This window comes from Sorangium sp. So ce590 (assembly GCF_051521365.1).
GTDB lineage: Bacteria > Myxococcota_A > Polyangia > Polyangiales > Polyangiaceae > Sorangium.
Window position 1 is genome coordinate 6,311,663 of record NZ_CP150346.1, and the last position, 16,099, is coordinate 6,327,761.

General features: G+C 71.7%; 1 protein-coding gene (only partly in view). It reads left to right on the forward strand.

The window, feature by feature from the left end; all coding sequences use genetic code 11:
* On the forward strand, positions 1-16,098 hold the 3' portion of the coding sequence (locus WMF28_RS23435) for an SDR family NAD(P)-dependent oxidoreductase (RefSeq protein WP_437595491.1). Its footprint begins 2,739 nt before the window's first position; only the last 16,098 of its 18,837 coding nucleotides appear in the window; the start codon falls outside the window, past its left edge; the stop codon is at positions 16,096-16,098.
* The last annotated feature ends 1 nt before the right edge of the window (position 16,099 follow it).

The window sequence follows — 16,099 nt, forward strand, 5'->3', positions numbered from 1 at the left end:
TGCCGCAGCTTCGGCGCGGGGGGCGCGGGGTACGTGCCCGGCGAGGGCGCGGGCGCGCTCCTCCTCAAGCCGCTGCGTCGGGCCATCGAGGACGGCGACCACATCCACGCCGTCATCAGGGGCACCGCCGTGAATCACGACGGCAAGACCAACGGCTACACGGTGCCGAACCCGAACGCCCAGGCCGAGGTCATCTCGGAGGCGCTGCGCCAGGGCGGCGTCGACGCGCGCACGATCAGCTACGTGGAGGCCCACGGGACAGGGACCGAGCTGGGCGACCCGATCGAGGTCGCGGGCCTGACCAAGAGCTACCGCCAGGACACCAAGGACAGGCAGTTCTGCGCCCTTGGATCGGCGAAGTCCAACATCGGCCACCTCGAGGGCGCGGCCGGGGTCGTGGGCGTGATCAAGGCGCTCCTGCAGCTGAAACACAGGCAGATCGCGCCGTCGCTGCACTCGCAGCAGCTGAACCCGAGCATCGATTTCGCGAGCTCGCCTTTCTGGGTGCCCCAGGAGCTCAGCGCATGGGAGCGGCCGCGCCTGGCGGGGCCAGACGGCGAGAAGGAGATCCCGCGGCGGGCCGGCGTCAGCTCCTTCGGTGCCGGCGGGGCCAACGCGCACGTCGTCCTGGAAGAGTGGGAGAACCCGCCGCGCGCGCGGCCGGGCCGGGACGAGGTGCTCGTGGTGCTCTCGGCCATGAGCGAGGAGCGCCTGCGCGCCTACGCCGGAAAGGTCGCCGCCTTCCTGAGCCGGGCTGACGGCGACGGGGCCGCCGCCGAGCTCCGCGATCTCGAGCGCGTCGCGTACACCTTGCAGACCGGGCGTGAGGCCCTGGAGTCCCGGCTCGCCATCATCGCCGCCGACCACCGGCAGCTCATCGCCGATCTGCAGGCCTACAGCGAAGGCCGCCAGGGCGGCGAGCCATCCCGCGTGTTCCACGGCACGGTCAAGCCATACGAGCTGCCCGAGCTCGGAGAGGCGGACCAGGCCGCCCTCGACGAGGCCACGGCGAGCCACGATCTGACCACGATCGCGCGGCGATGGGTCGCGGGAGCCGCGATCGACTGGCGCCGCCTCTATCCCTCTCCGCCTCCCTACCCGCTGGCCCTGCCCACGTACCCGTTCGCGCGAGACCGCTACTGGATACCCGTGGTCGCGGAGCGACCGGTGGCCGCTGGGGTCGCGAGGGCTCTCCACCCGTTCCTGGACACCAACGTATCCACCCTGGGCGAGCTGGCCTTCGAGAAGACCTTCTCCGGCGCCGACCCCGTGCTCCGGGACCATGTGGTCGCCGGCCGGCCGGTGCTGCCAGCGGCGGTGTACCTGGAGATGGCCCGCGCCGCCGGCCACCACGCGGGACGCGCGAGCGTCTCCAGCATCCACGACGCCGTGTGGGCGAGGCCCGTCATCGCCGCGGGCGAGCGCGTCACGCTGCGCATCAGCCTCGCCTCGGAGCGAGAGGCCGTCGTCTACCGTATCTACTCGCAAGCCGAGGGTCAGTCCGTGGTCCACGGCCACGGATACCTCACCACGGATCCGCCCGAGGGCGCTCGCCCCGCGGTGTCGGTCCAGGCGCTGTTGGACCGCTGCCCTCGGCAGATCGCGGGCGACGCGCTCTATCGCTTCTTCGAGGGCCTGGGGATCCACTACGGGCCCGCGTTCCGGCCCGTGCAGGCGCTCCACTGCGGGGAGCGGGAAGCGGTCGCCCTGCTGCGGATGCCCGACGCCGCCGTGGCGGGCGGCGACGAGGAAGGGCTGAACCCGTCTCTCCTGGACGGCGCCCTGCAGGCGATCGCTCACCTCGGGTTCGATCACGAGCTCGAGCCCTCGCTCCTGCGCCTGCCCTTCACCCTCGGCCGGCTCGTGATCCGGCGGCCTCTCACCGCGGCGTCGTGCTACGCGCACGCGGTCCTCACGCAGGACTCCCGGGCTGGCGGGGAGCGGGTCCTGAAGTTCCGTATCGAGGTGTTCGACCCGGGCGGCGCTGTCCTGGTCGAGATCATCGATTACAGCGTGCGGGTCGTGGCGCGCGGCGCGCTCAGCCAGCCCGTGCCCCATACAGCCCAGACGGAGCGAGCGGCGCCCGCCCACACCCTCTGGTACAAGCCGATCTGGGAAGCGACGCCCGTCGCCTCCGGGCACGCAGCCGCCGCGGCGGGAGAGCTGCCGGACCGGATCCTGGTCCTCGGCCGGGAGGACGAGCTGACCTCGCGCCTCGTCGACGCGCTGAGCCGGGTGCGCCCCACGCGCCGGCTCTCGGCAGGGACGACGTTCGGAGAGCTCGACCCGCAGGGCTACCGGGTGGATCCAGCGGATCCGAGCCATATAAGGCGCGCTCTCGAGGCGCTCTCGCGCGACGGCCGGTGGTCCGGCGGGAGCCTCGGGATCGTCCACCTCTGGCGCCATGGCGCCAGCGCCGAGGGCGCGATCACCGCGGGGGTCCACGCGCTGCTCCACCTGGTCCAGGGCCTCGGCGCGCTGGGCGCCACGCAGCGCGTCCGCTGCCTGTCTGTCCTTGGCCACCGCGACGGCATCGCCGATCCGCGCGACGAGGCGCTGGCCGGCTTCGCCGCCGCGCTCGCCCCGGCGACCCCGCATGTCGAGATCGTCACGGTGCAGGCGGAGCCGGCCCGGCTCGGCGCCCAGGAGCTGCTCAACATCGTGTCGAACGAGCTCGGCGCCCGCGACACAGGGGCTGGGAGCGAGATCCGTTATACCTCCTCGACTGCCCGGTGGACACGCGCGCTGCGGCCGCTCGCGGACGCGCCGGCACGGCCCGACGGCGCCGCGCCGCTGAGGACCGGCGGCGTGTATCTGATCACCGGCGGCTGCGGCCACCTGGGCTCGATCTTCGCGCGCCACCTCGCCGGGCGCCACGGCGCGCGGCTCGTCCTCAGCGGCCGATCCCCGAACGACGCCGCCAAGGACGCGTTGATCCACGAGATCCGCGGCCTGGGCGGCGACGCTGTCTACGTTCAAGCCGACGTGTGCGACGCGGAGGCCGGGCGGGCGCTGGTGCAGACCGCAGAACGGCGCTTCGGCGGGCTTCACGGCATCTTCCACGCCGCCGGCACGGACAAGGCGCCGCCCATCGCCCAGGCCGACGCCGCCTCCTTCGCCAGGGTCCTCGGGCCCAAGGTCCAGGGCACCTTGAACCTGGACGCCGCCAGCCGCCACCTCGCCACCCTCGATCTCTTCGTGCTCTTCTCGTCGATCGCCGCGGTCATGGGCGACTTCGGCGCCGGCTGCTACGCGTACGCGAACGCGTTCATGGACCGCTTCGCCGCGGGCCGCGAGGCGCAGCGCGCGCAGGGCCAGCGTCGTGGAAAGACGTTGTCGATCAACTGGCCTCTGTGGGCCGGCGAGGGCATGAGCCTGCCCGAAGGGCAGCAGGAGCTGTACGCCGGCGTCGCAGGCATGCGCGCGCTCGATCCGGCGCTGGGCGTCGAGCTCTTCACGCGGGCGCTCTCGGCGCCGGAGCCACAGCTGCTCGTGGTCCACGGGGATCCTGAGCGGATGCGGCGGGTCATCGAGCGAAGGAACCCGCGCCCGCCGGCAGCCTCACCGGCTCACACCGAAGCTGCCTCCAGCGCCGCGTCCGGCGACGAACACCTGGCCCAGGCCGTCGAGGACTATCTCAAGGGCCACTTCGCCGCCGTCTTCAAGATGGACGCAGCGCAGATCGACGCGCAAGCCAGCTTCGACGACTACGGCATCGATTCGCTCATGATCGTGGAGCTTCATTCGCTCCTCGACAAGGACATGACGCCGCTGCCGCGCACGACGTTCTTCGAGCTCCGGACCATCCGCGCGGTCGCCGATCACCTGGTCGCGGCTCGCGGCGCCGAGCTGCGCCGGATCGTGGGCCGCCACCGGGAGGCCAAGGCACCTCCGGCGCCGACGGCCGACGAGCCTGCTCGGCCTGGAGGCACGGAGGCCCCGGCCGACGGGGGCGCTCCGGTCCGCGCTGTGATCGCCGCATGGAATGAGCACGCGGTCGCCGGGGCGGGCCGCGACGCTGGTCGCCGAGCGCCCGCCCGGCCCGGAGCGACCCTCGCGGACGAAGGGATCGCGATCATCGGCATGAGCGGCCGGTACCCCATGGCGCCCGACCTGGACGCGTTCTGGGCCAACCTCAAGGCCGGGCGCGACTGCGTCGAAGAGATCCCCGCCGAGCGCTGGGATCACCGCCGGTACTTCGACCCCGAGCCCGGGAAGGAGGGCAAGAGTTACTGCGCGTTTGGCGGATTCATCGAGGACGTCGACAAGTTCGACCCGCTCTTCTTCCAGATCTCGCCGAAACAGGTGGCCACGATGGACCCGCAGGAGCGGCTCTTCCTGGAATCCGCATGGGCCACGCTGGAGCACGGCGGATACGGGCGCGTGCGCGACGACGCGGCCCGGATAGGGGTGTTCGCGGGGGTGATGTGGGACGATTACGGCCTGCTCGGCCTCGAGCAGGCGGCGCTCGGGAACCACGTGCCCACCGGCTCCGATCACGCCTCGATCGCGAACCGGATCTCGTACGTGATGAACCTGAGAGGCCCGAGCCTCACGGTCTCCACGGCGTGCTCCTCGTCGCTGCTGGCGGTGCACCTGGCGGTGGAGAGCCTGAGGCGGGGCGAGTGCACCATGGCCATCGCAGGCGGCGTCAACCTGTCCATTCATCCGAGCAAGTACACCCGTCTATGCCAGCTTCAAATGCTCGCGCCGGACGGCCGCTGCCGCAGCTTCGGCGCAGGCGGAAAGGGGTACGTGCCCGGAGAGGGCGTGGGCGCCGTGCTGCTGAAGCCGCTCAGCAGGGCCGAGGCCGACGGCGACGCCATCTACGCCGTGATCAAGGGCAGCGCCGTCAACCACGGTGGCAAGACCCATGGATACACGGTGCCAAACCCCAAGGCTCAGGCCGATGTCATCGGACGCGCCCTCGAGCGCGCCGGCGTCCACGCGCGCACGATCAGCTATGTGGAGGCCCACGGCACGGGCACCGCGCTGGGAGATCCCATCGAGGTCGGCGGGCTCGAGGAGAGCTTCAGGCCCCATACCAGCGACAGGCAGTACTGCGCCCTGGGCTCGGTGAAATCCAACATCGGCCACCTCGAAGGCGCCGCAGGGATCGCGGCCCTCACGAAGGTCGCGCTGCAGATGCATCACCGGCAGCTCGTGCCATCGCTGCACGCAGAGGTGCTCAACCCGAACATCCATTTCGAGAGCACGCCCTTCTACGTCCAACGCACGCTCGACGCGTGGCGCCAGCCCGAGGTGCGCGAGGGCGGGGTGACCGAGGTCCACCCGCGCCGCGCGGGCATCAGCTCCTTCGGCGCTGGTGGGACCAACGTCCACATGATCGTGGAGGAGTATGAGGCATCGGCTGCTGCCCTGGAGATCGCGGCGGCAGAGCCTGAGCTGGTCGTGCTCTCTGCGCATACCGAGGAGCGACTTCGCGCGCACGCCGAGCGGCTGCTGCGCTTCCTGGAAGGCTCGCAGCCTAGACGGCTCGCATCGCCCCGAGCCCCGGACTGGCGCCTGCCGGGCGCGGCGCAGCTCCGTGCCGAGCTGCGGGACATCGTGGCGCGACGCCTGGACATCGCGCCGCATGACGTCGACGAGGATGCCGAGATGTCCGAGCTCGGGCTCGGCGCGCTCGACGTGCGCTGCTTGACCGAAGACATCGAGCGCCGCTTCGGCCTGCCGGTGGGCAGCGAGGCGCTGACCGGACGGACGACGGTCGCGGTCCTCGCAGAGCGCCTGCGACACCTGGCCGCGCCGGACGCCGATCCGGGTAGCAGCGTGGCTCGTCCCGCCGTGCGCTTGAGCGATCTCGCCTATACGCTGCGCGTCGGTCGCGATCCCCGTCAACACCGCCTCGCGCTGCGCGTCGCCGACCTGGACGAGCTCATCGAGCAGCTCCGGTGCTACTGCGAGGACGGCGCGCCGAGCGGGTCTCATGGCTTCACGGGCCAGGCATCCAGGCGGACTGGAAGCAGCGGATCTCGCCAGGAGGCCATGGATGACGAGGCCCGGGTGCGCGCCGCCATCGCGAAGCGAGACCTGGCCACGCTCGGCCGGCTCTGGGTCGCCGGGGCCGACGTGGACTGGGACGCGCTCGACGTGGGCCGGGCTCGGCGGCGCATCCCGCTGCCCACGTACCCCTTTGCCCGCGAGCATTACTGGTTCTCCAGGAGCGGAGACGCCTTCACCCTCGGCCAGGCGGGAGAGAAGCGCTTGCACCCGCTGGTGCAGGCGAACACCTCCACGCTCCACGCGCACACGTACTCCAGCCGGCTCCAGGGCGACGCGTTCTATCTCGCCGATCACCTCGTGCAGGGCCAGAAGCTCCTCCCCGCGGTGGCATTCCTGGAGATGGCCCGCGCCGCCGCGGACATGGCGGCCGGGCGGCCGGTCCGCGACATCGTCGACGTCGTCTGGACCGCGCCCGTCATCGTGGACATCGAGCCGCGCGAGGTCCAGATAGCGCTCCGTCCATCCGCCGGCGGGCTCGACTTCACCGTGTCCTCCGCCGCCGAGCACGCGGCGATCTCGCACGCAGTGGGGCGGGTGCGCCTCGACGAGGGGGAGCCCAACGACGCGGCGCCGCCTCTCCCGCTCGATGACATCATCTCGCGTTGCACGGCGATCACCCGCGGAGACGCGTGCTACCGCCGCCTCCAGCAGATCGGGCTGCACCACGGCAGCAGCATGCGCGCGCTCCACGAGCTGCGCCGAGGCCAGGGCGAGGCCATTGCAGAGATACGCCTCCCGGAGCTTCATCACGTCGACTTCTCCACCTTTGCCCTCCATCCCGCCCTGCTCGACGCCGCCCTGCTGTGCACGCTCGGGCTGGTAGACGATGAGGCGGTCCGAGCCCCCTACCTTCCTTTCGCCGTCGGCCGGGTCACGCTGCGCCACCCGCTTCCGACGCGGCTCTTCGCCTACGCCACCCTCTCGGCCACGCCGCCGGGCACGAACGCCAGGGCCTCGCACGTCACGCTCGTCGACCCCGCCGGTCGGGTGCTCGTCGAGATCCGTGATCTCACCGTTCGCCTCGCGACGGCGGCCGTCGCGCCCGCCCCGGCTCAGCGGCTCTATTTCCGGCCCGGCTGGCGTCCGCAGCGCATCGATCGTCCGGCCGGCGAGCGCCCCCCGCAGGGCCCCGTCCTGCTCTTCGACGCCGACGATGGCCTCTGGACGGCCACCAGAGCACGCCTTGAGGCGCCGGTCGGCCTCGTCCGCCCAGGGCCGGCGCTCCAGGTCGCGAGCGACGACCGGTATGTCATCGATCCGAGCCGGCCAGAGCACTATCGGCGGCTGCTCGACGCGTTCGTGTCGCGACACGGCGTGCCCGCGTCGGTGCTGTATCTCCGGTCGCTGCGCGACGACCAGGGGGGCGCCGGCGACACCCGCCACCTCGATGCGGTGTTGCACCTCTGCCGCGCGCTGCAGGAGCGAAGAGGCGAGCACACCGTTCGCGTGCTCTACGCGCACCCGGCCGAGGGCAGCGCCGTCAGCCCGCGCCACGCCGCGCTGGCAGCCTTCGCGAGGAGCGTGCGCCGCGAGGATCCCAACCTTTTGTGCAGGACCGTGGCCGTGCCGCTCGACGTTGATCCCGGCGGCCTCGCCGACGCGTTGCTCGCCGAGTGCAGCCCGGACGCCGATCCCGCCAGCGAGGTGCGTTACCACGATGGTCAGCGGCTCGCGCGCAGCTTCGAGCCCTTCCAACCCGACGCCAGCCGGCCCTTGCCGCTGCGCGAGGAGGGGGTTTATGTCATCACCGGAGGTGCCGGGGGGCTGGGGTTCATCCTCTCCGACTACCTGGCCCGGCGGTACCGCGCAAAGCTCGTGCTTTGCGGTCGCTCCCCGCTGTCCGCCCTGCAGGCGTCGCGCATCCGTACCCTGGAAGCTTCGGGCGCCGAGGTCCTTTACCTGCGCGCCGACGTGGGCCAGCGAGACCAGGCGTCCGCCGTGCTCCACGAGGCCCGGTCTCGGTTCGGGGGGATCCACGGCGTCGTCCACGCCGCAGGCGCCTTGCGGGACGCCCTGCTGGCCAAGAAGAACCCGGCCGACGTCGCGGCCGTGATCTCCCCCAAGGTGACAGGCACGCTCCTCCTCGACGAGCTCACCCGGGAGGACCACCTCGACTTCTTCCTGCTGTGCTCCTCGGTCGCCGCGATCCTCGGCAGCGCCGGTCAGGCCGACTATGCCTACGGCAACGCCTTCATGGATGCCTTCGCCGCCTTCCGCGAGGAGCAGCGGCACGGCGGCCGGCGGAGCGGGCTGACCGTCTCGGTCAACTGGCCGCTCTGGCAGGAAGGCACGATGAGGCCCGACGCCGACGCGATCGCGTGGATGACGCGGGCGACCGGGATGGTGCCCATGGCTACCGAGCAGGGCCTCGCCGCCCTGGAAGACTGCCTGCGGGCTGGAGGGCCGCAGATCGCCGTCCTCACCGGCGATCCCGGCAAGATCCTGGCTCTGTTCAGCGGAGAGCGCGCCGCGCCGACGGCCAGCGGTCCCGCCGCGGTCGGGCCCGCCGAGCCCGGCGCGCACGCATCCCGCGCGGTGGGTTTCCTCAAGCGTGTGTTCTCCGAGCAGTGGCAGCTGCCGATCCACCGCATCGACGCCGAGCAATCTCTCGATCAGTACGGGCTCGACTCGATCATGGCGATGAGCCTCACCCGCAGGCTGGAAACGTTCTTCGGTGAGCTCCCCAAGACGTTGCTCTTCGAGTATCAGACCGTCGCCGCCCTGGCCGGCTACTTCGCTCGCCACCACGCCGAGGCGCTCCGGCGTGTCGTCGGCGACGGCGCCCCCGCGGCCGCTCCGCCACCCCGGCCTGCGGCGGCTCCTCCTCTCGCGGCGCCCGACCCTCGCACGGCCTCCGCTCCACGCCTCCCGGCGCCGCAGGCCGGGAGCCTCGAGCGCCTCGATATCGCCATCGTGGGGATCAGCGGGCGCTATCCCATGGCGCCTGATCTCGATGCGTTCTGGGAGAACCTCAAGGTCGGCCGCGACTGCATCGTCGAGATCCCCGCCGACCGATGGGACCATGATCGCTACTTCGATCCAGATCCTGGCGCAGCGGGCAAGAGCTACGTCAAGTGGGGCGGCTTCATCGACGACGTCGATCGTTTCGACCCCCTCTTCTTCAACATCGCGCCTCGAGAGGCCGACTCCATGGATCCGCAGGAGCGCGTCTTCCTGGAGGTCGCCTGGCAAGCGCTCGAAGACGCGGGCTACGCTCGGTCGCCGCTGACGAACCGCGCGACGGGCGTGTTCGTGGGGGTCATGTATGGTCACTACCAGCTCTTCGGCGCTGAGGCGCTGGCGCTGGGTCGGTCCGCCTCCGCGGGCTCATCCTTCGCGTCGATCGCCAATCGGGTGTCCTACTTCTTCGATTTCCGCGGCCCCAGCATCGCGCTGGACACCATGTGCTCCTCCTCGCTGACCGCGATTCACCTGGCCTGCGCTGCCCTCCAGAGAGGCGAGATCGAGATGGCGCTGGCCGGCGGCGTGAACCTCTCTCTGCACCCTCAGAAGTACATCCTGCTCAGCCGCGGCAAGTTCGTGGCCACCGACGGCCGGTGCCGCAGCTTCGGCGAGGGCGGCGACGGCTATGTCCCCGGCGAGGGCGCGGGGGCCGTCGTGCTCAAGCGCCTGGATCGCGCGCTCGCCGAGGGTGACCGCATCTATGCGATCATCAAGGCGAGCGCCCTCAACCACGGCGGCAAGACCAGCGGCTATACCGTCCCGAACCCCAGCGCTCAGGCCGACGTCATCGCCGCTGCGCTGACTCAGGCCGGCGTCGATCCGCGCACGATCACCTATGTAGAGGCGCACGGAACCGGCACCTCGCTGGGCGATCCCATCGAGATCACCGGCCTCGCCAAGGTCTTCGAGGCCTCCACCCAGGAGCGTCAATACTGCGCCATCGGCTCGGTCAAGTCGAACGTGGGGCACCTGGAGTCGGCCGCGGGCGTCGCTGGCCTCACCAAGGTGCTGCTGCAGATGGCTCATGAGCAGCTGGTTCCATCGATCCACGCGGATCCGCCCAACCCCAACATCAATTTTTCCGGGTCACCGTTCCGTGTACAGCGGGAGCTCGGTCCCTGGCAGGCCCTGGCCGACGAGCACGGCCAGCGGCTCCCCCTGCGGGCGGGCCTGAGCTCCTTCGGCGCTGGCGGCGCCAACGCGCACCTCGTGTTGGAGGCCTACCTGCCGGGCGAGGACGACAGGCCCGCGGCCGCCCCGTCGGACGCGAGCGAGCGCCCGCAGGTGCTGGTGCTCTCGGCCCGCACGCCGGAGCGTTTGCGCGTCTCGGCCGCGCGGCTGCTCGATCACCTGCGGACGCGAGCGCACACCACGTCGCTGGCCGATATTGCGTACAGCCTTCAAGTCGGGCGCGAGGCCATGGACGCGCGCCTGGCCCTCGTGGTCCACGGCACGGAGCAGGCCGTCGAGTTGCTCGAGCACTACGTCGGCGGCCGCGCGCCCGAGGGCGGGGCGCCGCGCGCCCCTGAGACGCGCGGGCTGGAGCACATCCACGAGGGGAGCGCCAGAGCGGGCCATGTCCGGCAGCTCATCCACGGCCGGGCTGGCGCCTCTTTCCTGCAAGCCCTCCTCGATGAGGGCGATCTGGACAGGATCGCCGCCCTCTGGGTGGGCGGGAGCGACGTCGACTGGTCCCGCCTGCACGAAGGCGCAAGGCCGCGCCGCGTCGCTTTACCCTCCTATCCCTTCGCGCGCGAGCGCTGCTGGTTCACGGTGTCTCCAGAGGACCCGCGCAGCAGCCTCCCGACCTCCGCCGAGGTCGCGGCGATGGCGCGGCTGCATCCTCTCTTGAGCCGCAACACGTCGACCTTCAAAGAGCAGCGGTTTGCCACGACCTTCACCGGCGAGGAGACCCTCCTTTCTGACCACCGGATCCGAGGCCGCGCCCTGCTGCCCGGCACGGCCTACCTGGAGATGGCGCGTGTGGCTGGCGAGCTCTCCGCCGAGGACCGCGTCGGTCGTTTCACCGAGGTCACCTGGCTGCAGCCGATCCAGGTCGATCGCGGTCCTGTCGAGGCCACCCTCGACCTCCGGCCGACAGAGGCAGGCTGCCAGTTTCGAGTCTGCACTCAGAACGGGGCCGTCGTCCATGTGCGCGGCCAGATCCATGTCGAGCCCGAGCCCTCCGGAGGCGAGCGGACGGTGGACCTGGCTGCCATCAAGGCGCGCTGCCCCGAGCCTCTCTTGCGTCAGGACTGCTATCGGGCCCTGCGGGAGCAAGGGTTCGAGTACGGCCCTGCATTCCAGGTCATCGAGGCCTTCTACGACAACGACGAGGAGGCCCTGGCCCTGCTCACCGTGGCCGAGCCTGATTTCCAGGACTTCGCTGGCGGACTGCACCCCATGATCCTGGACGCGGCCCTCCACGCCGGGATGCTGCACAGGCGGAAGGGCGCGACCGGCAACGACGTCACGCCGGTGCCCTTCTACCTGGAAGAGCTGGTCGTCTTCCGCCCGCTGGAGCGCCGCTGCTACGCCCATTTGAAGGTGCGACGCCCCGCCGCCGGAGAAGAGCGGAGCGAGGTCGCCGTCATGGACGTGATCCTCGTGGACGAGGCGGGCTCGCCGCTCGTGCGCGTCAAAGGGTTCACGGGGCGGAAGCTCGTCGACGCCGACGAGGAGCCGGAGCAAAACGCCGTCCTTTTCTTCGGGGACCTCTGGCAGCCCACCCCGCTCCCCTCGCGCCCGCCGACCGACGCGCCGCCTGCCAACCTCCTCGTGATAGCCGAGGACACCCCCCGGGTGCGGGCGCTCGAGCGCCTGGTCCGCGCGCGGGGCGGGCATCTGACGTGGGTTTGCCCTGTCGGGTCGCCTCGTGCGCAGGCCGAGCCGGGCAGCGCGTCGAACGGCAGGTCCGGCGACGGCGAGGCTTCGGTGCTCACGATCGACCCGCGCCATGGCGACGACTGCCGCGGGCTGATCACCACGTTGAAGGAGCAGGACCGCCTGCCCGACGGGATCATCCGCCTGTGGGACGCATCGGGCCTCGACCAGGGAGCGTCTTCGCCCGGACAGGGACCGGCGAGCGTCGAGGAGCTACAAGAGCTCTTCCACCTCGTCGTCGCGCTCGCGAACGTCGTCCCCGCTCCGAAGGCTCGCCTGCTCCTCGCCTTCCATGGCGAGGAGGCGCCCCTCGCCGTCGAGGCCACGTCCGGCTTCTGCAGGTCCCTCGGCCTGCTGCTGCCGGGCCTGCGGTCGAGCACGATCCACTGGACCCACCGCGAGCCCGAACGCCTCGCCGAGGACCTCTGGGCCGAGCTCGCCGATCGCGCCGCGAAGGGCGCCGGCGGCAGGAACGGGGCGGAGATCCGTTATCGCGGTCCGGACCGGCTCGCCCGCACCGCGGCGCCCGCCGCGCTCGAGCCCGACGCCGCGTCGACCCCGCTCCGCCACGGAGGGGTCTACCTCATCGCGGGCGGCGCCGGCGGGCTCGGGTACCTGGTCGCCCAGCACCTCGCCCATCGCTACCGCTCGAATCTGGTCCTGACGGGCCGCTCGCCACTCGACGCCGGCAAGGAGCGGCAGCTCGCCGGGCTCCGGGACGCCGGAGGCCAGGGGCTCTATTGCCAGGCGGACGTCGCGGACGAGGCCGCGATGGCGGCCGCGGTGCGCCTGGCCAAGGAGCGCTTCGGCGCCCTGCACGGGGTGATCCACGCCGCGGGCGTGCTCGACGAGCGCCCTGTCGTCGAGAAGACGTGGTCGGAGTTCCGCGAGAACCTGCGACCCAAAGTCGCCGGCAGCGTGGTCCTCGACCGGCTCACCGCGGCCGAGCCGCTCGACTTCTTCGCGGTGTTCTCCTCGACGTCGGCCGTGCTCGGAGACTTCGGGTCCTGCGATTACGGCAGCGGCAACCGGTTCCAGATGGCCTATGGCGCCCACCGCGAGCGACTGCGGCAGCAGGGCCTCCGACACGGGATCACGGCCGTCATGAACTGGCCCCTGTGGCGCGAGGGTGGCATGGGCGGTCGCGCCGAGTCGGAGCGGACCTACCTGAGGATGAGCGGCCTGGATTACCTCGACACGACCGCCGGTCTGGCCGCGTTCGAGCGCATCCTCCAGGCCCGGCAATCGCCCGTCACGGTGTTCTACGGCAAGCCGTCGCGGGTGGCGAGGGCCCTCGGCCTCGACGCGCCTCCGCTCCCGGCGGGGCGCGGCGCGGCGGTCGCGCCGCTCCCGCCGGCGGAGGCGCCGGCCGCCGCCCCGGGGGGGGCGGTCCGCGAGAGCGCGGCGCGCGCGCCGCTGCGCGAGGTGATCCTCGACGCGATCACCGAGGTCCTCAAGGTCCGGCGCGGCGCGATCGCGCCGGACGTCAACATCGCCGAGTACGGCTTCGACTCCGTGTCGCTGGCGCAGCTCGCCGATCAGCTCGGCGCGCGCCTCGGGCTGAAGCTGGCGTCGCTCGTGTTCTTCGAGCACACGACGGTGGAAGAGATCGAGGCTTTCCTGGAGCGGAAGCACGGCGCCGAGCTCCGCGACCGGATGAACGGAGCCCGAGAGCTCCACGACCGGATGAACGGAGCCCGAGAGCTCCACGACCGGATGAACGGAGCCCGAGAGCTCCACGACCGGACGAACGGGGCTCGAAAGGAGGCTCCGCGTTCTCCGGAGCCGACGCCGGCCAACCCGGCTCCACCGCCGGCGCTTCTCGAGAACGGCTCCCGGCTCGCCGGCGCCACTCGCGCGACCGCGCCGCGCAGACCGCAGGAAGGCGCCTCGCGGGGCGACATCGCCATCATCGGCGTCAGCGGCCGCTACCCCCAGGCCGAGGACCTGCGCGCGCTCTGGGCGCGGCTCAAGGCGGGCGAGAGCTGCATCGAGGAGATCCCCGCCGAGCGCTGGGACAAGGATCGCTACTTCGACCCTCAGAAGGGCCGGACTGGAAAGAGCGAGAGCAAATGGGGCGGCTTCCTCCGCGACGTGGACCAGTTCGATCCGCTGCTCTTCAACATCCCTCCCGCGCGGGCTCGGCTCATGGATCCCATGCAGCGGCTCTTCCTGGAGAGCGTCTATGAGACGCTCGAGGACGCCGGCTACACCCGCGCCATGCTGTCGAAGGACGGCGGCAAGGTCGGCGTGTACGTGGGCGCCATCTACCATCATTACGCCATGCTCGCCGGAGACGAGGCGACCCGCAGCCTCCTGCTCTCGGCCTTCGGCGCCCACATCGCGAACCACGTGTCGCACTTCTTCGACCTCCACGGGCCCTGCCTTGCGGTGGACACGACCTGCGCGTCGTCGCTCACCGCCATCCACCTCGCGTGCGAGGGCCTGCTCCTCGGGCGCACGGATCTCGCCATCGCCGGCGGCGTCAACCTCTCCCTCATCCCGGAGAAGTACCTGGGCTTGAGCCAGCTCCAGTTCATGAGCGGCGGCGGGCTCAGCCGCCCGTTCGGCGACAGCGACGGCATGATCCCCGGCGAGGGCGTCGGCGCCGTGCTGCTCAAGCCGCTGGATCGCGCGGTCCGCGATCGCGACCACATCCACGCGGTCATCCGCTCGAGCGCCATCAGCCATGGCGGCGCCAGCACGGGCTTCACGGCGCCGAACCTCAAGGCCCAGTCGGACATGTTCGTGGAGGCGCTGGAGAGATCGGGCATCGACCCTCGCACGATCAGCTACGTGGAGGCGGCCGCCAACGGCGCTCCGCTCGGCGACCCCGTCGAGGTCAACGCGCTGACCAGGGCGTTCCGGCGCTTCACCGCGGACACGGGCTTCTGCGCGCTCGGCACCGTCAAATCGAACATCGGCCACCTGGAAGGGGCCTCCGGCGTCTCCCAGCTCGCCAAGGTGCTGCTCCAGCTCCGGCACGGCGCGCTGGCGCCGACCATCAACGCCGAGCCGAGGAATCCGAACCTGCACCTCGACGACACCCCGTTCTACCTTCAAGAGCGCCTCGAGGACTGGCCGCGACCGGTCATCGCCGGCCGCGAGGTCCCGCGGCGCGCCATGATCGACTCCATCGGGGCCGGCGGGGGGTACGCCACCCTCGTGGTGGAAGAGCACCGCCCGCCGCCGCGCGACGCCGCCCCGGTCCGCTCGCCCGCCGGGCTGCCCGAGCTGTTCGTGCTCTCCGCGAGGAGCCGCAAGAGCCTGCGCGAGCTGGTCGTCAGGATGCGCAGCTTCCTCGCCGAGGCGACCGACCTGCGCCTCGACGACGTGGCCTACACGCTCCAGGTGGGGCGCGAGGCCCTGGAGCTGCGCCTCGCCGTGGTGGCGGACACCGCGGAGGCGCTGATCACGGCGCTCGACGCCTACCTTCGCGATCCCGAGGTCCCCGCGCCGGGCGTCTTCATCGGCCAGACGGACGGCGACGCGGCCAGCGGCGCGGCCGCGCCTCCCGCCCAGGCGATCCGCACGCCCGAAGAGGCGGCGCGCAGGTGGGTCGCGGGCGCCGCCATCGACTGGGAGGCCCTCTATCCCCGCCGCGACGCGCGGCGCATCCCGCTGCCGACCTACCCGTTCGACCGCAGGCGATGCTGGCTGGATCCGGTGCTCACCGACGAGGCCTCGTCGAGCCCCGCAGCGCTCTCATCCGAGGCGCCCCGGCCCGCCGCGGCGCCGCCGGCGTCCCCCACGGCCGCCGCGCCGCCGGCGTACCCCGCGGCCGCCGCGCCGCCCGCGTATCCCAGCGCGGAGACCCGGGAGCTGGAGAGCTACCTGTGCGCGCGGCTGGAATCCACGCTGGGTCTCGATCAGGGCGAGGTCTCTGCCCGCGCGTCCCTGCGGCGCCTGGGCCTGGACTCGATCCTGACCGCCAAGCTCAAGGTCACGCTGGAAGGAGAGCTCGCCATGACCATCCCCATGGAGGCCATGAGCGGCGAGAAGAGCGTGGCCGAGCTCGGCGATTACCTCTCTCGACGAGGAGCCCGCGCGCCGGAGAGCCCGGCGAAGGCGCGTAGCGGCCCGGCCGGGGCCGACCTGTCCACCTCCCTCAAGGCCCTCTCGGGCGCGGTGCTCCGGGAACGGTTCCTGGCGTTCGGGCACGACCTGGCCGGCGTACCGAGCGAGGAGCTGACTCGGCTCTACGCCATCCTGCAAGAGGAACGATGAC